Origin of the sequence: Variovorax paradoxus, from assembly GCF_009498455.1 — a bacterium.
Lineage (GTDB): Bacteria > Pseudomonadota > Gammaproteobacteria > Burkholderiales > Burkholderiaceae_C > Variovorax > Variovorax paradoxus_H.
This window is the reverse complement of sequence record NZ_CP045644.1, coordinates 6,467,971-6,490,078: the sequence shown is the minus strand read 5'-3', so window position 1 is coordinate 6,490,078 and position 22,108 is coordinate 6,467,971. Positions and strand designations below refer to the sequence as shown.

Sequence of the window (22,108 nt, the reverse complement as noted above, 5' to 3'; positions counted from 1 at the left end):
CTTCTTCGACATGCCACGCCCGTCGGCCGACGTCCGCGTGCCGGTGCTCGTCGCCACCGGCCCCAGCCGCGCACCCCCGCTGTTCGGGTTGGGCCTGCTGGCCTCGCGGCACCGGGTCGGGCGGATGTACGAGGTCGCGTACGCGCAGATGAACAGCCTCGCCGAACTGGAAGTCCTCTGCCGGCCGCAGGCACCTCGTCTGCTGCTGGTGGACATCGCGTTGATTTCGCCGGAGAGCGTCAACCGGCTGGGCGATCTGCGCCGCCGCTTTGCAGCCACCGACTGGCTCCTCGGCTGGGAGGCGCCCTCGCTGCTGGGCCTGGACGCGGCGATCCGGAGCCAGGCGCGCGGCAGCATCGAGTGGGCCGCGAGCGCAGAGCAGCTCGCACACTCGTTGGATGCCGTGCTGGCAGGCGCGCTGGGTTTTCCGGGTCCGGTGCTGCAGGCGCTGTACCTGTCCCTGCTGCGATCGAAGGCCAGCGGCGGACGGCGGGCGTCCGGTGGGACCACGCCGGCCGTCCGGCTGACCGCGCGGGAAGAGGAGGTGCTGTCGCTGATGCACCGGGACATGACCAACAAGCAGATCGCCGAGCGGCTCGGCATCAGCGTCAACACGGTCAAGAAGCATCTCGCGCACGTGTTCGCGAAGCAGGGGCCGCACAGCCGGCGCTGGCATCTCGCCTGATCCGCCGCAGGCACCAGTGCCGGTGCCGGGGAAGGGCGCTGCTTACTCGATGACTTCGGGCCAGTCCGTGTGGAAGAACTGGCCTTCAGGCTTGTCCACGCGCTCGTACGTGTGCGCTCCGAAGAAGTCGCGCTGCGCCTGCAGCAGGTTCGCGCTCAGCCGTGCCGTGCGGTAGCTGTCGTAGTAGGCCAGCGAGGCGCTGAAGGCCGGCACCGGGATGCCATTGCTCACCGCCAGTGCCACCACCTCGCGCCAGTTCTGCTGCGTGCGGTTCAGCAGGTCCTGAAAGAACGGGTCGAGCATCAGGTTGCCCAGCGCCGGGTCGGTGCGGAAGGCGTCGGTGATGCGGTTCAGAAAGCGCGCGCGGATGATGCAGCCGCCGCGCCAGATCGACGCGATGCCCGCGAGGTCGAGCTTCCAGCCCTTCTTTTCGCCCATTGTCTGGATGAGGTCGAAGCCCTGCGTGTAGCTGATGACCTTCGAGGCATAGAGCGCATCGTGCACCTTGGCCACGAGGGCCTGCTTCTCGAGCGACAGCGCGGGCACCGGCCCGTGCAGCAGCTGGCTGGCCGCCACGCGCGCCTTCTTCTGCGACGACAGCACGCGCGCCTCGACCGCGGCGTTGATGGTGCTGATGACCACCGCGTTCTCGGCCGCATTCAGCAGCGTCCACTGGCCCGTGCCCTTCTGGCCTGCCTTGTCGAGAATGACGTCGACCACCGGCTGGCCGGTTTCCGGGTCTTTCTGTTCGAGCGCCTTGGCGGTGATCTGGATCAGGTAGCTCTGCAGCTCGCCCTCGTTCCATTCGTTGAAGATCGCGGCCATCTCGTCGGTCGTGAATCCCGCGGCCTTGAACAGGCTGTAGGCCTCGCAGATCAGCTGCATGTCGCCGTACTCGATGCCGTTGTGCACCATCTTCACGTAGTGGCCCGCGCCGCCCGGACCGATGTGGATCACGCAGGGCTCGCCGTCCACCTTGGCCGCGATGCTCTCGAAGATCGGCTTCATCACCTCCCAGGTCGAGAGCGGCCCGCCCGGCATGATCGACGGCCCCTTGCGCGCGCCTTCTTCGCCGCCCGACACGCCCGCGCCGATGAAGCGCAGGCCCTTGGTCGCCAGGTAGGCGTCGCGGCGTTCGGTGTCGGTGTACAGGCTGTTGCCGCCGTCGATGACGATGTCGTCTTTCTCGAGCAGGGGAATCAGTTGCTCGATCACCTGGTCGACCGGCGCGCCGGCCTTCACCATGATCTGGATCTTGCGGGGCTTGGCCAGGCTTTGAACGAACTCCTCGAGCGTCTTGGCGCCCACGAGCTTCTTGCCCGGGTTCTGTGCAATGAAGGCCTCGGTGGTGGCCTCGGTGCGGTTGTAGACGCTGACCTGGAAGCCGCGGCTTTCCACGTTCAGCACCAGGTTCTGTCCCATCACGGCCAGGCCGATCAATCCGAAATCGCTTTGCTGCTTGCTCATGTGTGCGGGCCCTTCGTGCATGTGCAGTTGGAAAAAGTAGCCGGTGATTGTGCCGGGCGCCCGCGCGGCGCGGCGTCGGAGGGCGTCTATACCCGCTTGGCAAACGGGTCGGGGCTGGCTATGTTGGCGGAATGACTTCCGCCGCCATGCCCGCAACCCCTGCCGCGATCCACACCTGGTCGACCGACGCGGTGCCGCCGCCGCAGCGGCTGGACTACTGGATCGGCGCGGTCTGCGAGGGCTTTCTCGAGATGGACGTGAGCAGCCCGGTGAGCGGCGGCTTCGGCGCCTCGCTCGAATCCGCACCGCTCGGGCCGCTGCACGTGAACCGGGTGCGCGGCAGCGCGCAAGACGTGTACCGCACGCGCCGCGCCATCGCCCACAGCCGCCAGAACTACTACTACCTGCTGTGCAAGGCCGACTCGCCCTGGGTCGCGGTGCAGGAGGAACGCTCGGCGCGCCTGCTGCCCGGCGACGCGGTGCTGGTCGATTCGCGGCGCTGCTACGCCTTCCACCTGCAGCAGTCGGCCGACACCGTGTCGATCGAGTTGTCGACCGCGTGGGTCGAGTCGTGGCTGCCCGATGCCGGCGATCACGTGGCGCGCCGCATCGACGGGCACAGCGGCTGGGGCGCGGCGCTCAGCAGCTTTGCCCGGGCGCTGTCGCCTGAAGTGGCCCTGCGGCCGCCGCTGCCGGCGGCGTTGCTGGCCGACCAGCTCGGTGGGTTGCTGGCCTTGGCACTCGGTCCTGGCGTGGCGGTGCCCGACGCCTGTGGCCGCGCGGCCTTGCGCCAGCGTGTGCGCGACGCCACGCGCGAGCGCCACGCCGAGCCGGGCCTCACGGCCGCGGCCGTGGCGCAGGGGCTCGGTATTTCGGAGCGCAGCCTGCACCGCTGCCTCGCGGAAGGCGGTGGAGCAGGGGAAGGCGCCACCACCTTCGCGAACGCATTGGCCGCCTGCCGCATGCAGGTGGCGCAGCGCATGCTGGCCGATGCGCGCTTCGATCGCCTGAGCGTGGCGCAGATCGGCCTGCGCGTCGGCTTGGCCGATGCGTCGCACTTCGTGCGCCTGTGCCGCCGCCACCTGGGCGGCACGCCGGGCGCGCTGCGGCAGTCGCGCGGCTGAACCGCTGCTACGCCTCGAACCAGTCCCGCGCCGACCGCCCCTGGTCTGGCCCCAGCATCGAGAAGCCGCCATCGACCGGGATGTCCGCACCGGTGACGAAGCGCGCCGCGTCCGAGCACAGGAACAGCACCACCTGCGCCACGTCGTCGCCGTCGCCTACGCGGCCCAGCGGGTGCATCGGCGCGCCGACGCGGTCGGCGCGTGCACGGTCGCCGTTCGTCATGCGCGACAGCGCGTCCGACCAGGTCCAGCCCGGCGACACCGAGTTCACGCGCACGCCCCGCGGCGCCAGCGTGGCGGCCTGGTTGCGCGTGAGCTGCAGGGTGGCCGCCTTGGCCGCCGGGTACAGCGCCCGGCCCGCCGCGCCGAACTTGCCGCCGACGCTGCCCATGTTCACGATGGCGCCGCCGTGCGCGGCCAGCGCGTCGGCGGTCTTCTGCACCAGCATCGCGCCAGAGACCAGGTTGACGTTCAGCGCGCCCAGCCAGTCGGCGCGCGTGGCATTCAATCCCGCGTCGCCGTAAACCACCGCGTTGTTGATGAGGAAGTCGATGCGGCCTTCGGTGCGCAGCGTGCCGGCCACGAGCGCATCGAGCGCGTCGTCCGAGGCGATGTCGCAGGCGACGAAACGGCAGCCCGCGCCCACGTCGGCCGCCAGCGCCGCGCCGCGCGCCGTGTCGATGTCAACCGCCACCACGCGCGCACCGGCTTGCGCGAAGGCGCGCACGATGGCACTGCCCAGCAGCGCGGCGGCGCCCGTCACGATCGCGACCTTGCCTTGCAGTGTCGTCATGGCCGGCCTCCCATCTGCGCGACCGCATCGTCCACGCGCACGACGTCCGCGAGCATCGCCAGGGTTTCGAGGCTCGCTGCCTGCAGGTGCGCCTGCGCGGTGCTGCAGGCGTCGGCGACCACCGCCACGTCGTAGCCCAGGTCGCTCGCGTGGCGCGCACCGTGCTCGACGACGTGGTTGGTCGCGATGCCGGCCACGTACAAGCGGCTGGCACCGGTGGCACGCACCGCCTCTTCGAGCCCGCTGGCCCAGAAGGGGTTGTTGCGCTTGTGGGTGACGACGGCTTCGCCCGGCAGCGGCGCGAGTTCGTCGTAGAAGCCGGCGCCCCAGCTGCCTTCCTGCACCGCGCCGCTCTCGGCCACGCGCCGGAACAGCATGCAGTTGCGCAGGCAGTCGGCGTAGTCGAGTGCGAAGGCGATGCGCACGAAGATCACCGGCACGCCGTTCGCGCGCGCACCGGCGATGAGCCGCGCGGCCGAGGCGATGAGGCGCGGGCGCGCGGGGTCGTCGGCGGCCACGCCCACGCGCACCTTGCCGTCGACGTGTAGCACGTCGTTCTGGTAATGCATCGCCAGCAGCGCGGCCTTCACAGGAACACCTGCAGGGCTTCGTGCGGCGCGTCGCAGTTGACGAGGTCGATGCGCTTGGTCTGGATGCGCCAGCCGTCGTCGGCGCGGCGCAGCGTGTGCCGCACGCTGCCGCCGAAGGTGCGCTGTTCGGTCTTGCGCCACTCCAGCAGCAGGAAGGTCGAGCGCACGGTGCAGACCGCATCGTCGTCGCGCGACTCGAGCGCGATGTTGCCCAGCACGTGCACGGTGCGTGTGGGCGGCTGCTGCGAATAGGCGCGCGCCTGCTCGAGCCGCCGCGCGCGCATCGAGCGCAGCAGCGCGTCCTCGCAGAACAGCGACGCATGGTTGAGGTGGTCGACCTGGCCGTGCACCAACGGCACCCAGTACAGGCCGTCGGGCGTGAAGAGCTTCTGCCACTCGTCCCAGCGGTGCTCGTCGAGCAGGCGTGCCTCGTGGTGCAGGAACTGCGTGAGGTCCTGCTGTTCGTTCCAGTCGCGGAAGTTCATTCGGCGCTCCCGGTCTGTTCGTTCGTCTCGACACCCGTGTCGACACCCATGTACCCGGCCCACGCCGCGAACATGTTGCGCGAGGGCATCTCGCTGTTGCCGTTGGATGCGCGCCCGCCCGGCAGCGGCTGGTCGCGCCCGGCCGCGCGGTGCATGCTGACCCAGTCGCCGCCGTCGGAGCCCAGGCCTTCCTGCACGCGGTTGTAGGCCTCCAGGTCGTCGGACATCACGTTCGACGAGGGCGCGTTGACGATGTTGGTGTACTTGAGCGTGCGCTGGAAGGTGGCCTCGGGCGCGCCCTTGAGCCGGAAGCTGAAGATCTCGACCAGCGTGCGGTCCACCGACAGCGGCCGGATCACGCGAATCTGCTGGAACGAGGTGTGCGGCGAGCAGCTCGGGTACACGATGGTGTTGTGCCGGTTCACGCGCAGGATCTCGTCGGCACGCTCGGCACCCTTCGCAGCTTCGAGCGAGGCCACGTAGGCCAGGCTCACCGGGTCGGTCGGCGGCACGAAGATGCCTTCCATGAAACCGTGGCCGTGGTCGTAGCCCTTGAGCTCCAGCTTCTCCCAGAACTCCAGCGGTTCGCCGTTGCCGTCGACGATCACCACCTCGAAGGGCTTGGGCGTGCCGGCGGGCATCGATTCGTGCTCTTCCTTGGCCGCACGCCACGACGACTCGTGCGTGGCCACGGCGTGGATGGTGTCGTGCAGGTTCTCGAAGAAGATCTTCCAGTTGTTGCGCTGGACCACGCGCTGCACGCCGCCCGCCACTTCCACTTCGCCCTCGGGCGCGCGGTCGCAGAAGTTGTCGAGCGACGTGGCCACGCCGCCCAGAAATTCTTTCAACTCCGGCCCGTCTTCCGACAGGCTGGCGAACACGAAGCCGCGGTGCGTGGCCACGCGCGCCACCTTGCGCACGCCGTACTGCGGGTCTTTCAGGTCGAGCGCGGTGCATTCGTAGCCGCTGCGCAGCGGCACCGACAGCAGGCTGCCGTCGCACTTGAAGGTCCAGCCGTGGTACAGGCAGCGCAGGAACTTGCCGGCGCTGCCGCTGCCGTCGGGCACGAGCTTGGCGCCCTTGTGCGGGCAGCGATTGAACATCACATGCACCTGGCCGTCGGTGTGCCGCACCATCACCACGGGCTCGCGGCCCAGGCGCGTGGTGAAGTAGTCGCCGGGCTTGGGCACCTGGCTTTCGTGGCCGATGTAGATCCAGGCCTGGCCGAACACGCGGTCCATCTCCAGCTCGAAGATGGCGGGGTCGGTGTAGACGCGCTTGTGCACGCGGTCGGGCTGCACGAGCGACTGGATGTCGATCGGGTCTGTCGCCGCGATGGGGATGATGGGGATCACGGAATTCATCGGGTGGGGTCTCCTGAAACGTCATCAGATGTCGAGCACCAGGAGCGGCGTCTTCGCGCGCGACACGCAGGTGCACAGGGTCTTGCCGTCCGCCTTCTCGCGCGGACTGAGGTTGTGGTCGCGGTGGTCGGGCACGCCCTCGACCACGTCGACCACGCACACGCCGCAGTCGCCCTGGCGGCAGTCGTACAGCGGGTCCAGGCCCGCGGCGATGAGCACGTCGAGCAGGCTCTGGTCGGGCAGCACGGTGAGTGTCTTGCCCGAGCGCAGCGTGCGCACCTCGAAGGGCGCATCGCCCGCCTGTTCGATGGCACCGGCGAAGAGTTCGAAGTGCACGTGGTCGTCGGGCCAGCCGAGCGCGCGGGCGGTGTCGACCACGGCCTGCACCATGCCGCGCGGACCGCACACGTGCAGATGGCGGCCGGGCACGGGCGCGGCCAGCAGGGCACGCAGATCGAGGCCGCGCGCGGGGTCGCCGCCGTCGTGCACCACCGTGCCACCGAGCGCGCGCACCTCGTGCAGGTAGGCCGTGGCGTCCTCGCTGCGCGTGGCATAGACGAATTCGAAGGGGCGATCGTCGGCCGCCAGCGAGCGCGCCATGCACAGCAGCGGCGTGATGCCGATGCCGCCCGCAAGGAGCAGCGGCGGCGTGTTGCCCGCGTGCAGCGCGAAGTCGTTGCGCGGCGCGTGCGCGGCCAGCGCGGCGCCGGGTTGCAGCGCGTGCATCCAGGTCGAACCGCCTGCGCCTTGGGGCTCGCACAGCACCGCGATCTCGCAGCGGTCCGAGCCGTCGTGCGGCTTGGCGAGCGAGTAGGCGCGCTGCCCCGCGTGGCCGTTGGTCTGCACCACCTGCACGCCCAGGTGCGCGCCCGGCGCGAACGGCGGCAGGGGCTCGCCGTTGGCCGAACGCAGCACGAAGGCCTTGATGGTCGGCGTGAGCGGCGTGACCGCGTCCACGACCAGCGCCAGCATGTCGGAGTCGCCGCTCATCCCAAGGGCAGCGCCGGGTCGGCGATGGTAAGCCCGGTCGATTTTTCCCAGCGCGGCATCAGCGTGTTCGACGGCTGCGTTTCGTCGACCAGCTTGCGTGCGGTCTCGGCGCCGGCCACGGGCAGGCCCTTCGGATCGAGCAGGCCGATCTGCACCAGCACGCTGGCCTGGTCCCAGTAGATGTGCTCGTGGTACAGCTTGTCGCCGCGGAACTTCACGATGGCCACGAGCGGAATTTCCACCGGCTTGCCGGTGGGCGCGATGCCCGGCAGCAGCCAGTCGATCTCGACCGTGTGGGTGAAGCTGAACAGCATCTCGTCCACGATCTGCGTCGCACCCACGGTGCGCGAAATGGGTGTGAGCCGCGTGTCGGGCGGCGTGCTCGGAATGAAGTGGTGCTTGTAGAAGCGCGACAGTTCCTTGGCGCCCACGCCGCCGGTCATGGTCGGGATGTGGTTCACGTAGGGCTCGCTCACCATCGTGGCCATGGTGGCGACCACGTCGCGCGTGGCGAACTCGTACTCGCAGTGCTTGTCCCACAGCGCCGAGAGGTCGTACACCGGGCCGATCGCGTCTTTGAACAGCGCCATCGAGCGCTGGTGCGCCATGAGCGTGGAGGGCTTGTCGAAATGGTCACCGCCGGTGCGCGCAAACGCATGGTCGACGCCGGGGTAGACGTACATCTGCGCATCGGGCTTGCCGGCGAAGGCTTCGAGCACCTGGGCGCGGGCCTCGGGCGGGCAGAACTGGTCGAGCTCCGCAAAGTGCAGGGCGATCGGGCATTCGATTTTCGGCACGAGGTCGAGCGCGCCTTCGATGCCCACGCCGTAGTAGCCCACGGCCGCGTCCACGCCCGAGTGCGCGGCGGCCAGGTAGGCCAGCTTGCCGCCGAGGCAGAAGCCCAGCGCGCCGACCTTGCCGGTGCAGGCCGGGTGCGCGCGCAGCGCCTTCACGCTGGCCGTGACGTCGGCCACGCCGGCTTCGATGTCGAACTTCTGGAAGAAGCCGAAGGCGCGCTGCCAGTCTTCGGGCGAGTAGCCCAGCTCGACGCCGGGCTCCATGCGCCAGAACAGGTCGGGCGCGAGCACCACGTAGCCCTCTTCGGCGTAGAGGTCGGCCACCTCGCGCACGTAGTCGTTGATGCCGAAGATCTCCTGGCAGAGCACGATGCCGGGGCCGCGCCCCGAGGCCGGCAGGGCCAGGTAGCCGCGAAAGGTCTGGGTGCCGTCGCCGGTGGGAATGTCGATGGTGTCGCTCATCGGTTCGTCTCTCGAAGTGGTGGGGTCGGCGGCGATTCTGGGGAGCGCGCCGGGGCGTTGTCTGTCCATTTCGTGCAGCGGTTTGCGCCGCACGAAACGGATAGCGGGGCATCACCGCCGCACAGAGACTGCGGCCTGAATTTCTGCTGCCCCCACGTTCAACGAACTCACTCCGAGGAGATCTTTCATGTCGCAGGCCACGCCCCGATCCGTCTTGTGCGCGCTCACCGTCCTGGTGGGCGCGCTGGCATTGCCCTCACAGGCCCAGACCGCGCAGCCCGTGAAAGTCGGCCTGGCGATGGACCTGTCCGGCCCCTTCGCCGTCGGCGGTGCCGAGGCCAAGGCCGGCTTCGCGGTCGCGATGAAGCAGCTGGGCGGCAAGCTCGGCGGCGTGCCGGTGGAGTTCGTCGAGGCCGACACGGCAGGCAACCCCGAGATGGCGCGCCAGGTGGTCGAGCGCATGCTGCTGCGCGACAAGATCGACCTGTTCACCGGGCCGGTCGGCTCGTCGGTCGCGCTGGCCGTCGGCCCGCCGCTCTTCGCGGCCAAGGTGCCCTACCTGTCGAGCAACACCGGTCCGAGCGACTACTCGGGCGCGCGCTGCAACCCGTACTTCTTCGGCGCCTCGTACCCGAACGACGCGTACTACGAGTCGGCCGGCAAGTTCGCCTCGGACAAGGGCTTCAAGAAGGTCGCGATGATCGCGCCCAGCTACCCAGGCGGCAAGGACGCCATCAACGGCTTCAAGCACACCTTCAAGGGCGGCGTGGGCGACGAGCTGTACACCAAGCTCGGGCAGCTCGACTACTCGGCCGAGCTGGCGCAGATTCGCGCATCGAAGCCCGACGCGCTGTACTTCTTTTTACCCGGCGCCATGGGCGTGAGCTTCATCAAGCAGTTCGTCGGTGCCGGGCTGTCGAAAGACGTGGCGCTGATCTCCACCGCCTTCTCGGCCGACGAAGACATGATCCCCGCCGTCGGTGAGCCGATGCTGGGGCTGTTCAACACCGCGCACTGGTCGTTCGACCTCGACAACGCCGCCAACCAGCGCTTCGTGACCGCGTTCCGTCAGCAGAACAATGGGCGTAACCCGTCGTTCTATGCCGGTCAGGCCTACGACGTGCTCATGGCGATGGATGCGGCCGTGCGCGACGTCGGCGGCAAGGTGGCCGACAAGCCCGCGCTGCTCAAGGCGATAAAGGCGGCGAACTACAAGTCGGTGCGCGGCGACTTCCGCTACGGGTCGAACAACTTCCCGATCCAGAACTACTACCTGCGCGTGATCGCCAAGGACGCGAGCGGGCGCATCGCCAACAAGGTGATCGGCACCGTGCTGGAGCGCTACCAGGACCGCACGGCCGTGCAGTGCGCGATGAAGTCCTGAGGCGCGCGATCGGCGTGGCCCGCCGCTCAGTGCGGCGACGCAAATCGAGGCGTCGTGAGCTTGCCGTTTTCCAGTTCGAGCACGAAGCGCATGGGCGGCCCTTCGACCAGCAGCTGCACCTTGAGCTTTCCCGTCAACGCGTCGAAGCCGAGTTGCGCGCCTTTCCATGTCGTTGCGGCGTCGCGCGCCGACAGCGAAGCAATGTCCGCAGTCAAGCCGCGGCCGGCGGACTTCGAGTGCAGCGCGATGGCATTGGCCCCTTCAGCGCGCCCCTGCAGATGCACCTGCAGGCCTGGCATGGCGAGCAGCCCATCGCCGAGCCGGACCTCGCCCGAGAGCCCGGTGCGGGCCATCAACAGGCGCGCCTGCGTGGTCAAGCCCGGGTCGAGGTTGTCGCGGCCTTGTCGCAGCGCAGATTCGACAAATGCCTGCAGTTGCAGCTTGCCGCGCCCGGAGACCCACGAGCCCAGCAGCGCGCCGCGGTGCTCGAACTCCACACCGGCGAGCGGCGCCGACGCGAACTGGTACAGGTAGCTGCGCCCGTTGGGCGCATCGACATACAGTCCCAGCCGGCTGATGCCCATGCGCGAGTCGGGGCCGACGTGTTCGACGGTCGCATCGTTGAAGTCGATCTGCCCGTGCCGGATCGGCACCGTCACGTCGGCGTCGAAGAGCAGGTGCGCATCGGCGATCTGTGCGCGGACCGTGCCTTCGGCCTGGCCGAGCGGGTCGAGGCGCCATGCGTCGTCTGGCGTCAGCGAGGCGTCGTCTGCCTTGCGCACGTGCGGCGCCAGGATCAAGGGGCCCTGCAGCTTCAAGCCCGCACATTCGACTTCGCGCGCCTGCACGGCATCCAGGCGCGCCGCGCCGGCGTCGGTTCGTATCTGCGCCACGAGGTCGTGGACGGCGATGCGGCCGATCTCCAGCACGAACGGCCCGGACGCAAGCTGCAGTGCGGTGGCCTCGATGCGCTGTATCCGGATCTCGAGTCCACCGTCCGGTCCCGGCTGGCAGCTCGCGCCTTCCAGCGAGAAGCGGTTGCTGGCGGCCTTGTCGGCCGCTGAGAGCTTCAGTCCGAGCGCGAGGTCGATAAGGGAAGCCGCGAGTGAGCCGGTCATGAGGGTTTTCTACCAGACATCGCGCGCCCTGCGGTGCAGGACTGCGGCGCGTCCCGCCTCCGCTCAATGCCTCGAAACGGAAAGGCGCGAAGTGCCTTGCACGGTGTCGCGCGGCAGCTGCCCGAAGCGCTCGCGGTAGCAGGCGGCAAAGCGGCTCAGGTGCGAGAAGCCGCAGTTCAGCGCCACCTCGGTGACGCTGGCGCCGTCGTGCCGCGCCAGTTGCGCATGCGCGGCATCGAGGCGCATGTTGCGCAGCACCTCGCCGGGCGAGAGGTCGCGGTAGCGTCGGAAGAGCAGGGCGAGGCCGCGGCGCGTGACGCCCGCGGCCTGGGCCACGTCTTCGAGCGACAACAGCGCGTCGAGCCGCTCGCGCATGAACTCTTCGGCCAGGCGCAGCTGCCGCAGGCTGGTCTCTTCGGTGCCGCGCTGCGCGTCGGCATGTTGCTGCAGCACCGAGTTGGGCCGGTGGCACAGCAGGTAGAGCATGAGGTTGTCTTCGCAGTGCGCGAGCCAGCGCGGGTCGTAGCGCTCGAACTCCGTCGGCGGCAGCAGCGAAGCCAGGCTCGCGACCATGCGGCACCACTGCGTGCCGGCCGCGTCGTCGAGCCGCAGGGGCATGTCGAAATCGATCTCGCCCACGGTGTCGGTGCCGCGCAGCGCAAAGGCGTGGCGCGCCACCTCTTGCAGGCGGCTGAGTTCGATCTTCAGCATCAGCTGTTCGCAGTCGGCATGCCAGCGCAGGCGCACCGGCTTGTGGGCGGAAATGATGGCGCCCTGGCCGGGATGGATCTGCAGCGTCTGCCCGCCGGTGTGGATGTCGGCACGGCCGCGCAGCGGCATCTGCACCAGCACGAACTTGCCGAGCGCGTCGGGCTCGATGTCGACGTCGCAGCCGTAGCGCAGGATGCACAGCGACAGTGCGCTCATCTCGGCGCGGCAGAAGATGGCATCGACATCGCCTGCGCCCCATGCGCTGCGGTGCGGCTTCAGTTCGCGGGCCACGCGCGCGTCGGTCTCTTCGGCCTCGCGCGAGCGGAAGACCTCGCGCCTGTACAGCGGGGACAGTTGCTGACTCGACCATGCGTCCATGGACACTCCTGCGGGGCCAAAGTGGGGGAAAGCGACGGCGACGGACGCTCAAGTTCTACGCCGGAATCTACGTCGGTGCGCCGCGCGCCGCCATGGGAATTGCCCGGGCAACGGGCGTCCCCGTTGCAAGAAGCTTGCCGGGCTTGTATCTAAATACTGCGCAGGTTGACGCGCTTGGACAGCGCCTCGGCGCTCTCACGCCGCTCGCTGTAGCGGTCGACCAGGTGGTCCGCGCAGTCGCGCGTGAGCAGCGTGAACTTCACCAGCTCTTCCATCACGTCGACCACGCGCTCGTAGTACGGCGAGGGCTTCATGCGGCCCGCGTCGTCGAACTCGAGAAAGGCCTTGGCCACCGACGACTGGTTGGGGATGGTGATCATGCGCATCCACCGGCCCAGCACGCGCAGCTGGTTCACCGCGTTGAACGACTGCGAGCCGCCCGACACCTCCATCACCGCGAGCGTCTTGCCCTGCGTGGGCCGCACGGAGCCGACGGCCAGCGGAATCCAGTCGATCTGCGCCTTCATGATCCCGGTCATGGCGCCGTGGCGTTCGGGCGAGGTCCACACCATGCCCTCGGCCCACTGTGCGAGGTCGCGCAGCTCCTGCACCTTCGGATGGTCTTCGGGTTCGCCGTCGGGCAGGGGCAGGCCGCGTGGGTCGTAGATGCGGGGCTCGGCGCCCATCGCGCGCAGCAGGCGCGCGGCCTCTTCGGTCAGCAGGCGGCTGTAGGAGCGCTCGCGCAGCGAACCGTACAGCAGCAGGATGCGCGGCGCATGCGTGGCGCGTGCCGCGGGCAGCAGCTCCTGCAGGCGGGGAACGCGGAACGCATCGGCGTCGAGCTGGGGGAGGTCAGGGCTTGGCGACACGCTGGCCTTTCGCGTCGATCACGGCTTCGCCGTCTTCCTTGGCGAACGCGCCTTGCTGCGGCTTCGGCAGGATGTCGAGCACTTCTTCGGACGGCCGGCACAGGCGCGTGCCCAGTGGCGTAACGACGATGGGGCGGTTGATGAGGATCGGGTGCTGCAACATGAAGTCGATGAGCTGTTCGTCGCTCCAGGGCGGATCGCCAAGGCCCAGTTCGTCGTAGGGCGTGCCTTTCTGGCGCAGCACGTCGCGCACGGGCACGCCCATCGCTGCGATCAACTGCGTGAGCGTGGCGCGGTCGGGCGGGGTCTTCAGGTACTCGACGACGGTGGGTTCGTCGCCCGTGTTGCGGATCAGCGCGAGCACGTTGCGCGACGTGCCGCAGGCGGGGTTGTGATAGATCGTGATGTCGCTCATGGCTGGCTCGTTGGAGAAAAGAAGAGAGAAAAATGAAAGGGGTCAGCCGAGGCTGAGGCGCAATGCCAGCGCGGCGAGTGTCGCGGCCAGCACGGGCAGGGTCAGCACGATGCCGATGCGGAAGTAGTGGCCCCAGGTGATGGTCATGCCCTTCCTGGCGAGCACGTGCAGCCACAGCAGCGTGGCGAGGCTGCCGATGGGCGTGATCTTCGGGCCGAGGTCGCAGCCGATCACGTTGGCATAGACCATGGCCTCTTTCACGATGCCGACCGCGCCCGAGGCTTCGATCGACAGTGCACCGACCAGCACGGTCGGCATGTTGTTCATCACCGAGGAAAGCACTGCCGCGAGAAAGCCGGTGCCCATCGCCGCGCCCCAGACGCCGCCTTGTGCGAACAGGTTCAGCAGCGTGGCGATCTGGCCGGTCAGCCCCGCGTTGCGCAGGCCGTAGACCACGAGGTACATGCCCAGCGAGAAGACGACGATCTGCCAGGGCGCGCCGCGCAGCACCTGGCGTGTGCCGATCACCGGGCCGCGTGCCGCCACCGCGAGCAGGATCACCGCACCGAAGGCGGCCACGGCGCTCACCGGCACGCCCAGTGGCTCCAGGCCGAAAAAGCCCACGAGCAGCAGCGCGAGCACGACCCAGCCGGCGCGGAAGGTGTCGCGGTCGCGAATGGCATCGGCGGGGTTCTTGAGGCGGGCCATGTCGTAGCGCGCGGGAATGTCGCGCCGGAAGCACCACAGCAGCACGCCCAGGCTCGCGAGCACGGCCACCAGGTTCACGGGCACCATCACCGAGGCATACGCGTTGAAGCCGATCTTGAAGAAGTCGGCCGACACAATGTTCACGAGGTTCGACACGATCAACGGCAGGCTGGCCGTGTCGGCAATGAAGCCCGCGGCCATGACGAAGGCAAGCGTGGCGGCGGGCCGGAAGCCGAGCGCCACCAGCATCGCCATCACGATGGGCGTGAGGATCAGCGCCGCACCGTCGTTCGCAAAGAGTGCCGACACCGCGGCACCCAGCAGCACGATGAAGGCGAACAGCCGGCGGCCGTTGCCGCGCCCCCAGCGCGCCACGTGCAGGGCGGCCCATTCGAAGAACCCGGCTTCGTCCAGCAGCAGGCTGATGATGATGACCGCGATGAAGGTCGCGGTGGCGTTCCAGACGATGCCCCACACCACGGGGATGTCGGCCAGCTGAACGACACCGAAGAGCAGGGCGATGATGGCGCCCAGCATGGCGCTCCAGCCGATGCCGAGGCCGCGGGGCTGCCAGATGACCAGCACCAAGGTGCAGGCGAAGATGAGGAGGGCTGTGGTCATGTCAGTTCTTGTTGTTGTTCAGGGCGCGTGCACAGGCCACCGGGTGCTTCCCTCCGCGAATGTCCCCCGCCTTCGGCTCCTCCTTGATTTCGCTGCGGGAAGCACCCAGTGCCCTGTGCACAGGGGCACGCTGCTGGTGCTCGCCCATCAACGAACGTTGCGAACAACGCTCACGTCGATGGGGTGCCTTGCGCAGCGAAATCAAGGGGGAGCCCGAAGGGCGGAGGACATTCGCGGAGCAAGGTGCCCCGTCGGCGGGAGCACGCCAGAGCGCACGCACGCGGCGTGCAACAGCCCAAGTTTTCATGTCAACAGTCGCAGGCCTGAGTAGCAGTCGCCGGAAGGCAGGCTTCCCCCTGACAGCAGTTCTCGGTGAGGTAGCCGAGCAGGCCGTTCATCCGCTCGAACGACGCGCGGTAGATGAGGTTGCGCCCTTGGCGCTCCTGCGAGACCAGGCTCGCGTTCACCAGCTCCTTGAGGTGAAAAGACAGGCCCGTGGCCGAAACCGCCAGCGCTTCAGTCAGCGCACCCGGCGTCAGCCCGTCGGGCCCCGCCACCACCAAGGCACGAAACACCCGCAAGCGCACGGGTTGCGCGAGTGCACCCAAGGCGCGAACCACATCGTTTTCTTCCATTATTCAAGTATCTTTGAATTATTGAATCGAGGCAACCCACGAAGTCAAAAGGCCGGTGGCGCGAATCGGCCATCAGGGTGGCAGGCAGCGGCCATCCGCGATGCACCGTTTTTTCTACAGTCGCGTCGGCCCCTCACCCACCGACGTATCCAACGAAGGAGACACCCATGTCCGACATCTATGTTCTGGTTCACGGCGCCTGGCACACCGGCGCCGAAATGGAGGCCGTGGCCGACGGCCTGCGCGCGGCCGGCCACACCGTGCATTGCCCCACCGTGGCAGGCAACAACCCCGGCGACAGCCGCACGAGCACCAGCCTCGAGGACGCCATCGCGTCGGTGGTGCGCTACATCGAGGGCAAGGACCTCACGCAGGTGCGCCTCGTGGGCCACAGCTACGGCGGCATGGTGATTTCGGGTGTGGCCGACCGCATCGCGGCGCGGCTGCGGCGGCTGGTCTACATCAACGCCTTCGTGCCGCTCGATGGCGAAGCGCTCAACGACATGGTGCCGCCGCACTACGTGAGCATGTTCGACGCGGTGGCGGCAGCCAACGACAACGCGGTGACGTTGCCGTTCGAGATCTGGCGCGAGGCCTTCATCAACGACGCCGACCTGGCGCTGGCGCAGTCCGCCTACGACCAGCTCAATCCGCACCCGTACCGCACCTTCACCGACAAGATCCGGCTGCAGCAGCCGCTGGCGGCGCTGGCGCTGGGCAAGTCGTACGTCAATTGCCTGCAGGACACGGCGCTGCCGCACAGCCTGCCGTGGCATCCGCGGCTGTCGGAGCGGCTCGGGTTGTTCCGGCTCGTGGAGTGCCCGGGCAGCCACGAGATGTTCTTCTCGAACCCGCTGCGGCTGGCGCAGGCGATCCTCGAAGCGGGGCGCGACTGACGGACGCCGCGCGCTCGGTCAGCCGTTCGGAAAGAGCGCGTCGAACACGCGCAGCGACGCATAGGCGTCGTTGGCCGCATAGCGGATCTGCGATTCGCTGAGCTGTTTGTGCGCCCAGTTCGACGTGGTCGCCTTGCGCGACTTGGCGAAGCGCTGGTTGAACATGAGCGCCACCGCCGTCTTCACACCGACCGACCGGCGGTAGCCGCGCCGGCGGAACTCGTCGTCGATGTCGAACACGGCCTGCGGCGCAATGGCCAGGCGCAGGCGGATCATCGACAGGTCGCTCGAGAGCCCGAAGCCGACCTTGCGCAGCTCGGTGGAGGCGAGCAGGCCCGCGACCACGTGGTTGCACTCGTCGCGGTGCAGCTGGAACAGCCAGGCCGTGTCGCGCGTCGCGAACTGCACCACGTGCGGGCCGGTCGACACTTCGTTCTTGGCGAAGGTGGGGCGCGACTCGGTGTCGAAGCCGGCCACGCCGGCCGTGAGCAATTCGTCTGCGGCGCGTTCGGCCTCGGCCAGCGAAGATACGACCACGATGTCTTTCAGTTCGAGGCTGTCGAAGGGGTCGAGCAGCGCGATCTGTTCGCGCTCAGGCAGCGGAGGGAGCCGGTGGCTGGGGTTGTTGTCGTTGTTCTGTTCGTTCACCGGGTCTTCGCTTTCGCGGCCTTGGGGGTTGTCTTGGGTTGGGGTTTGGTCTTCTTCTGCTTCGGCGGCTGGCCCGAACGCAGCGCGGCTTCGTAGGCGAGGCGGCCCCAGCGGGCGGCTTCCTCGCGGTCTTCGAACAGGTCGGCCGGCGCCAGCCGGTACGACATCGGCATCTCCTTGCCCGCGCGCACGTAGGTGAAGGGCGGCAGGTTCAGCGCGTCGAAGTGCGCGGCGCTGCCGGCATCGGACTTGAGGTACAGCGTGTCCTTGGCGACGAGCGCGATCATGCGGCCCTCGTGCCACACGCCATGGCCCCCGAACATGCGGCGGGTTTCGATGCGGCCGAGGCGTTCGAAGGTCTCGTGCAGGCTCTGGACAAAGACACTCATGAAGTGATCTCGATGCGGTTGCCGTCCGGGTCGAGCACCACGCTCTCGTAGTAGCCGTCGCCGGTGCGGCGCGGGCCGTCGAGCAGCGGGTAGCCGTCGGCCTTGAGCCGCTGCGTGAGCGCATCGACTTCGGCGTCGGAGCCGACCGAGATCGCGAGGTGCGTCCAGCCCATGCGTTGCGCGCCAGGCTCGGCGACCACGGGCGACAGGGTGCTCGTGGTCATGGCCTCGATGCGCGCGCCGTCGCCCAGGCTCAGGAAGCACGAGGCGAAGCCCTTGGTCGGGTTGACATACCCCGCGCCGGCGGTGGCGCCGAAGTAGTCGACGTAGAAGCGCTTGCAGCGTTCGAGATCGGTGGTCCAGAGGGCGATGTGATCGATGCGGATGCGCATGAGGAAAGAAGAAGGAAGAGGGCGGTGTCAGCCCGTGCGCCAGGGCGCGCGGGCAGGCGACCAATGGTAGGCGATGCGTTCGCGCCCGCTGCCCGGGTGCCGGTCGACCACGCCGCGCACGAGGCCGTAGCGTTCGTAGAAGCGCTGCGCCTCGGTGTTGGTGACGGCCACGTGCAGCCGCCAGCCGTGCGGCATGCGCACGCAGGCCTCGTCGAGCAGCGCCTTGCCCAGGCCCTGGCTGCGCAGGTGCGGTTCGACGAACAACTGGGCCACGTACTCGCGCGCCGTGAGCAGCACCATGAAGGCCAGCACCTGGCCGTCGCGCTCGGCGAGCACCACGTCGGCGGGCGGGATGAATTCGGTCTGAACGCGGCGCAGCCAGTGGCCGATGGGCTCGACGTGGGCGGCGCCCCGGTTGGCCGACACCCAGGCGCGGCGCCAGATGCCGGCGAGCACCATGTTCTCTTCGGCGCCGCCATCGCGCGAGCGCAACTCGAAGGCGGGAATCTCGGCGGCAGACATGCGGACCATGATAGCCACGCCGGGTGCGAACCGCACCCCTTTGCGTTCAGCCGTTCAGCGTCTGCGCGTGGTGCGCGATGTGGTCGGCCATGAAGCTCTGGATGAAGTAGTAGCCGTGGTCGTAGCCCGCATGGCGGCGCAGCGTGAGCGGTTGGCCGGCGGCGAAGCAGGCGGCCTCGAAGACTTCGGGGTGCAGCTGCTCGGCGAGGAATTTGTCGGCCAGGCCCTGGTCGATGAGGACGCCCTGCGGATAGGGCGCCACGGTCTGCGACTGCATCAGCGCGCTGGCGTCGTGCGCGAGCCACTGCGCGCGGTCGTCGCTGGGCTCGCCCAGGTAGCCGGCGAAGGCCTTCTGGCCCCACGGGCACTGGGTGGGCGCGCAGATCGGTGCGAAGGCCGAGAGCGACAGGAAGCGCCCCGGGTGCCGCAGCGCCAGCGTGAGCGCGCCGTGGCCGCCCATCGAGTGGCCGAAGATGCCCAGGCGCTGGCCGTCGATGGGCAGGTGTTGGGTCACGAGCGGCAGCAGCTCGTGGACGATCCAGCTTTCCATGCGCCAGTGCGTGGCCCATGGCTCGGCGGTGGCGTCGAGATAGAAGCCGGCGCCGATGCCGAAGTCCCAGCTGTCTTTCGCGCCCGGCAGGCCTTCGGGCCCGGCGCCGCGCGGGCTGGTGTCGGGTGCGACGAGCGCCAGGCCCAGGCTCGCGGCCATGCGTTGCGCGCCGGCCTTCACCGCGAAGGTTTCCTCGTTGCAGGTCAGGCCCGCGAGGTAGAGCAGGGCGGGCACGGGCTTGCCGGCAGTCAAGGCCTGCGGCGGCAGGTAGACCGAGAAGCGCATCGGCAGGCCGATTTCGTGCGAGCGGTGCTCGAAGAAGCGCTGCACGCCGCCGAAGGCGTGGTGTTCGGAAAGGAGTGTCGGGGTGGTGTCGGTCATGAAGAAGAGGTCGTCTGGCTGCGCATCAGTGCGGGCACGAGTTCAAGCACGGCATCGGCGAAGGTGCGGGGTGCTTCCTGCGGCAGGTTGTGGCCCGCGCCGGGCACGAGGCGGTGCGAACGCGGCCCGCTGAAGCGGTGCGCATGGGCCGAGGCATCGGCGGGCGGTCGCACGCCGTCGTCGATGCCGTCGAAGGTGATGGCGGGCACGGTGATCGTCGGCTGTGCGGCGAGGCGGCGCTCGATGTCCGCATAGGCCGGGTCGCCGGGCACGAGGCCGAAGCGGTGGCGGTACGAATGGATCACCACGTCGACGAAGTCGGGGTGGTCGAAGGCGGCGGCACTGCGCGCGAAGGTGGCGTCGTCGAATTGCCACGTCGGCGACCACAGCTGCCAGAGCAGTTTCGCGATCGCGTTGCGGTCCTTCGCAAGGCCGGCGCGGCCGCGTTCGCTGTGAAAGTAGTACTGGTACCAGAGGCTGTGCTCGTTCTCGGCGGTGTCCGGCTCCATCGCCTTCGCAATGTTCTGGATGTTGTAGCTGTTGAGCGAGACCAGCCCTGCGCAGCGCTCGGGCCACAGCGCTGCGACCACGCAGGCGGCGCGACCGCCCCAGTCGTAGCCGGCGAGCACGGCGCGCTCGATCTTCAGCGCATCGAGCAGCGCGAGCAGGTCGGCGCCGAACGCCGCCTGTTCGCCCGAGCGCGGCGTGGCGTCGCTCAGGAAGCGCGTGCCGCCGTAGCCGCGCATGTACGGCACGACGACGCGGCAGCCTTGCGCGGCCAGCATCGGCGCGACCTCTGCGTACGTGTGGATGTCGTACGGAAAGCCATGCATCAGCAGCACGGGCGGGCCGTCGGCGGGGCCGGTTTCGTAATAGGCGACTTCGAGGACGCCCGCTTCAATGGTGCGCAAGGGTTCCATGCGGTTCATGGCGGGCGCCTCCTCGGCTTTAGTAAAGAACGACGCCGCGGATCGACTCGCCGCGCTTCATCAGATCGAAGCCCTTGTTGATGTCTTCGAGCGGCATGGTGTGCGTGATCAGGTCGTCGATGTTGATCTTGCCTTCCATGTACCAGTCGACGATCTTCGGCACGTCGGTGCGACCGCGCGCGCCGCCGAAGGCCGAGCCTTCCCACTTGCGGCCGGTGACCAGCTGGAACGGGCGCGTGCTGATCTCGGCGCCGGCCTCGGCCACGCCGATGATGATGCTGCGGCCCCAGCCCTTGTGCGTGCATTCCAGCGCCTGGCGCATCACCTGCGTGTTGCCGATGCACTCGAAGCTGTAGTCGGCGCCGCCGTCGGTCAGCTGCACGATGGCGTCGACCACGTTCTCGGTGGTCTTGGGGTTGATGAAGTGCGTCATGCCGAACTTGCGGGCCATGGCTTCGCGCTCGGGGTTGAGGTCGACGCCGATGATCTTGTCGGCGCCCACCATCTTGGCGCCCTGGATCACGTTCAGGCCGATGCCGCCCAGGCCGAACACCACGACGTTCGCACCGGCTTCGACCTTGGCCGTGAAGAGCACCGCACCGATGCCGGTGGTCACGCCGCAGCCGATGTAGCAGACCTTGTCGAAGGGCGCGTCTTCGCGGATCTTGGCCAGCGAGATTTCGGGCGCGACCGTGTAGTTGCTGAAAGTGCTGGTGCCCATGTAGTGAAAGATGGGCTTGCCGTCGAGGCTGAAGCGCGAGGTGGCGTCGGGCATGAGGCCCTTGCCCTGCGTGCCGCGGATCAGCTGGCACAGGTTGGTCTTGCGGCTCAGGCAGAACTTGCACTGGCGGCATTCGGGCGTGTACAGCGGAATGACGTGGTCGCCCTTTTTCAGCGTGGTGACGCCGGGGCCGACGTCGACCACGATGCCCGCGCCTTCATGGCCCAGGATGGCAGGAAAGATGCCTTCGGGGTCGGCGCCCGAGAGCGTGTAGTAGTCGGTGTGGCAGATGCCGGTGGCCTTGATCTCGACCAGCACTTCACCGAACTTCGGGCCCTGGAGGTCCACGGTTTCGATGGTGAGGGGTTGGCCTGCTTGCCAGGCGACGGCGGCTTTGGTTTTCATGGGATTCGGTTCTTCAGAGAGCGGAAGGGGTCAAGGATACTCAGGCGCGCCTTCAGGCGGGGCCAGCGGGGAAGATACCCGACATGCCCACAAAACCGGGCAGGTGACGGAAATCCCAGACCCAGCGGCGCAGCGCGGGAAACTCGTCGAGCGAGAGGCCGCCTTCGCCCGCCAGCGCCACGTACGGAAAGCAGGCGAGGTCGGCAATGGTCGGCTCGGGCGCGGCGGCGAGCCAGCGCAGGCCGGTGGCGGCATGCTGCTCGGCGAGGTGGTCGTCGAGCACGCGGAAGGCCGCGCGCGCGCCCCGCCGGCAGGCGTCGATGTCCAGGTGCGTGTAGCCCAGCGCGTCGTGCAGCCGGGCGGCCGAGGCGGTGCGCGTGATCTCGTCGGCCATGGCGAGCCACATCGCGACCTGGCCGCGCAGCTTCGGGTCGGCGGGGTACCAGCGCTGCGATGCGTCGTAGCGGCTCGCGAGGTAAACCAGGATGGCTTGTGCATCGCGCAGAACGAAGCCTTCGTCGTCGATCACCGGGAGCTGGCCGAGCGGGTTGATCTGCTCGAGAAATCTTGCGGACCTGTGCTCGCGACCGGGATGGAAGTCGACCGGCACGCTCGCGTGGTCCACGCCGAGCCACAGCAGCATCTGGCGCACCTTGAAGCAGTTGCCTGAAAGCGGGTA

General features: G+C 68.5%; 25 protein-coding genes. 4 read left to right on the top strand and 21 right to left on the bottom strand.

What is annotated here, in order from left to right:
- Nucleotides 1-10 precede the first annotated feature (10 nt).
- On the top strand, nt 11-685 hold the full coding sequence (locus GFK26_RS30080; RefSeq protein WP_194273977.1) for a response regulator transcription factor: 675 nt from the start codon (nt 11-13) through the stop codon (nt 683-685).
- Nucleotides 686-727: 42 nt separating this feature from the next.
- On the opposite strand, the gene gnd is transcribed toward GFK26_RS30080, so the two are convergent.
- Complete coding sequence (gnd, locus tag GFK26_RS30075; RefSeq protein WP_153285180.1) at nt 728-2,152, bottom strand: decarboxylating NADP(+)-dependent phosphogluconate dehydrogenase; 1,425 nt, start codon at nt 2,150-2,152, stop codon at nt 728-730.
- A 146-nt stretch (nt 2,153-2,298) separates the two neighbouring features.
- Between gnd and GFK26_RS30070 the strand changes: the two genes are divergently transcribed.
- Nucleotides 2,299-3,276 (top strand): helix-turn-helix domain-containing protein, encoded by a 978-nt coding sequence (locus GFK26_RS30070; protein WP_153285179.1) that lies wholly within the window; start codon nt 2,299-2,301, stop codon nt 3,274-3,276.
- A gap of 7 nt (nt 3,277-3,283) precedes the next feature.
- On the opposite strand, the gene GFK26_RS30065 is transcribed toward GFK26_RS30070, so the two are convergent.
- The 6 genes from GFK26_RS30065 to GFK26_RS30040 are packed head-to-tail and all read right to left on the bottom strand — an operon-like array spanning nt 3,284 to nt 8,757.
- The gene (locus GFK26_RS30065; RefSeq protein ID WP_153285178.1) at nt 3,284-4,069 is read right to left on the bottom strand and encodes an SDR family oxidoreductase; all 786 of its coding nucleotides are present in this window, start codon (nt 4,067-4,069) and stop codon (nt 3,284-3,286) included.
- Complete coding sequence (locus GFK26_RS30060; protein WP_153285177.1) at nt 4,066-4,659, bottom strand: cysteine hydrolase family protein; 594 nt, start codon at nt 4,657-4,659, stop codon at nt 4,066-4,068. The genes GFK26_RS30065 and GFK26_RS30060 overlap by 4 nt, the downstream gene beginning before the upstream one ends.
- Entirely contained in the window at nt 4,656-5,144 is a 489-nt protein-coding gene (locus GFK26_RS30055) for an aromatic-ring-hydroxylating dioxygenase subunit beta (protein ID WP_153285176.1), read from the bottom strand. The genes GFK26_RS30060 and GFK26_RS30055 overlap by 4 nt, the downstream gene beginning before the upstream one ends.
- Nucleotides 5,141-6,508 (bottom strand): aromatic ring-hydroxylating dioxygenase subunit alpha, encoded by a 1,368-nt coding sequence (locus GFK26_RS30050; protein ID WP_153285175.1) that lies wholly within the window; start codon nt 6,506-6,508, stop codon nt 5,141-5,143. Before GFK26_RS30050 ends, GFK26_RS30055 begins: the two co-directional genes overlap by 4 nt.
- 24 nt (nt 6,509-6,532) lie before the next feature.
- The gene (locus GFK26_RS30045) at nt 6,533-7,498 is read right to left on the bottom strand and encodes a PDR/VanB family oxidoreductase (protein WP_153285174.1); all 966 of its coding nucleotides are present in this window, start codon (nt 7,496-7,498) and stop codon (nt 6,533-6,535) included.
- Nucleotides 7,495-8,757: a dienelactone hydrolase family protein gene (locus GFK26_RS30040; protein ID WP_153285173.1), complete on the bottom strand. Its 1,263-nt coding sequence runs from the start codon at nt 8,755-8,757 to the stop codon at nt 7,495-7,497. The genes GFK26_RS30045 and GFK26_RS30040 overlap by 4 nt, the downstream gene beginning before the upstream one ends.
- Nucleotides 8,758-8,944: 187 nt before the next feature.
- Here GFK26_RS30040 and GFK26_RS30035 point away from each other — a divergent pair, with 187 nt between their 5' ends.
- Entirely contained in the window at nt 8,945-10,141 is a 1,197-nt protein-coding gene (locus GFK26_RS30035; protein ID WP_153285172.1) for an ABC transporter substrate-binding protein, read from the top strand.
- Nucleotides 10,142-10,167: 26 nt separating this feature from the next.
- Here GFK26_RS30035 and GFK26_RS30030 read toward each other — a convergent pair whose 3' ends face one another.
- The 6 genes from GFK26_RS30030 to GFK26_RS30005 form a co-directional block, all read right to left on the bottom strand.
- On the bottom strand, nt 10,168-11,259 hold the full coding sequence (locus GFK26_RS30030; RefSeq protein ID WP_153285171.1) for a hypothetical protein: 1,092 nt from the start codon (nt 11,257-11,259) through the stop codon (nt 10,168-10,170).
- 63 nt (nt 11,260-11,322) lie between these two features.
- A complete protein-coding gene (locus tag GFK26_RS30025; RefSeq protein ID WP_153285170.1) occupies nt 11,323-12,348 on the bottom strand; it encodes an AraC family transcriptional regulator in 1,026 nt (341 codons plus the stop codon).
- Between the two features lie 149 nt (nt 12,349-12,497).
- Nucleotides 12,498-13,217: an arsenical resistance protein ArsH gene (arsH, locus tag GFK26_RS30020; protein WP_153285169.1), complete on the bottom strand. Its 720-nt coding sequence runs from the start codon at nt 13,215-13,217 to the stop codon at nt 12,498-12,500.
- Complete coding sequence (gene arsC / locus GFK26_RS30015) at nt 13,201-13,632, bottom strand: arsenate reductase (glutaredoxin) (protein ID WP_153285168.1); 432 nt, start codon at nt 13,630-13,632, stop codon at nt 13,201-13,203. The genes arsH and arsC overlap by 17 nt, the downstream gene beginning before the upstream one ends.
- A 42-nt stretch (nt 13,633-13,674) precedes the next feature.
- A complete protein-coding gene (locus GFK26_RS30010) occupies nt 13,675-14,961 on the bottom strand; it encodes an arsenic transporter (RefSeq protein WP_153285167.1) in 1,287 nt (428 codons plus the stop codon).
- Between the two features lie 308 nt (nt 14,962-15,269).
- Nucleotides 15,270-15,596, bottom strand: coding sequence for an ArsR/SmtB family transcription factor (locus GFK26_RS30005; RefSeq protein WP_153285166.1), 327 nt, complete (start codon nt 15,594-15,596; stop codon nt 15,270-15,272).
- Between the two features lie 167 nt (nt 15,597-15,763).
- On the opposite strand from GFK26_RS30005, the gene GFK26_RS30000 reads away from it, so the two are divergent.
- Nucleotides 15,764-16,492, top strand: coding sequence for an alpha/beta fold hydrolase (locus tag GFK26_RS30000; protein WP_153285165.1), 729 nt, complete (start codon nt 15,764-15,766; stop codon nt 16,490-16,492).
- A gap of 18 nt (nt 16,493-16,510) precedes the next feature.
- Here the strand turns inward: GFK26_RS30000 and GFK26_RS29995 are convergent, their stop codons facing one another.
- The 8 genes from GFK26_RS29995 to GFK26_RS29960 are packed head-to-tail and all read right to left on the bottom strand — an operon-like array spanning nt 16,511 to nt 22,072.
- Nucleotides 16,511-17,140 carry a 3'-5' exonuclease gene (locus GFK26_RS29995; RefSeq protein ID WP_153285164.1) on the bottom strand — a complete coding sequence of 210 codons (630 nt, stop codon included), beginning with the start codon at nt 17,138-17,140 and terminating at the stop codon, nt 16,511-16,513.
- On the bottom strand, nt 17,137-17,529 hold the full coding sequence (locus GFK26_RS29990) for a TfoX/Sxy family protein (RefSeq protein ID WP_153285163.1): 393 nt from the start codon (nt 17,527-17,529) through the stop codon (nt 17,137-17,139). Before GFK26_RS29990 ends, GFK26_RS29995 begins: the two co-directional genes overlap by 4 nt.
- Nucleotides 17,526-17,921, bottom strand: a complete 396-nt coding sequence (locus GFK26_RS29985) for a VOC family protein (protein ID WP_228121808.1) — start codon at nt 17,919-17,921, stop codon at nt 17,526-17,528. The genes GFK26_RS29990 and GFK26_RS29985 overlap by 4 nt, the downstream gene beginning before the upstream one ends.
- A gap of 27 nt (nt 17,922-17,948) precedes the next feature.
- Nucleotides 17,949-18,452, bottom strand: coding sequence for a GNAT family N-acetyltransferase (locus GFK26_RS29980; RefSeq protein ID WP_153285162.1), 504 nt, complete (start codon nt 18,450-18,452; stop codon nt 17,949-17,951).
- A 37-nt stretch (nt 18,453-18,489) separates the two neighbouring features.
- Complete coding sequence (gene fghA, locus GFK26_RS29975) at nt 18,490-19,374, bottom strand: S-formylglutathione hydrolase (protein ID WP_153285161.1); 885 nt, start codon at nt 19,372-19,374, stop codon at nt 18,490-18,492.
- A complete protein-coding gene (locus GFK26_RS29970; protein WP_153285160.1) occupies nt 19,371-20,303 on the bottom strand; it encodes an alpha/beta fold hydrolase in 933 nt (310 codons plus the stop codon). Before GFK26_RS29970 ends, fghA begins: the two co-directional genes overlap by 4 nt.
- Nucleotides 20,304-20,322: 19 nt before the next feature.
- Complete coding sequence (locus GFK26_RS29965) at nt 20,323-21,429, bottom strand: S-(hydroxymethyl)glutathione dehydrogenase/class III alcohol dehydrogenase (RefSeq protein ID WP_101492101.1); 1,107 nt, start codon at nt 21,427-21,429, stop codon at nt 20,323-20,325.
- 52 nt (nt 21,430-21,481) lie between these two features.
- Complete coding sequence (locus tag GFK26_RS29960; RefSeq protein WP_416222577.1) at nt 21,482-22,072, bottom strand: glutathione S-transferase family protein; 591 nt, start codon at nt 22,070-22,072, stop codon at nt 21,482-21,484.
- Nucleotides 22,073-22,108 lie beyond the last annotated feature (36 nt).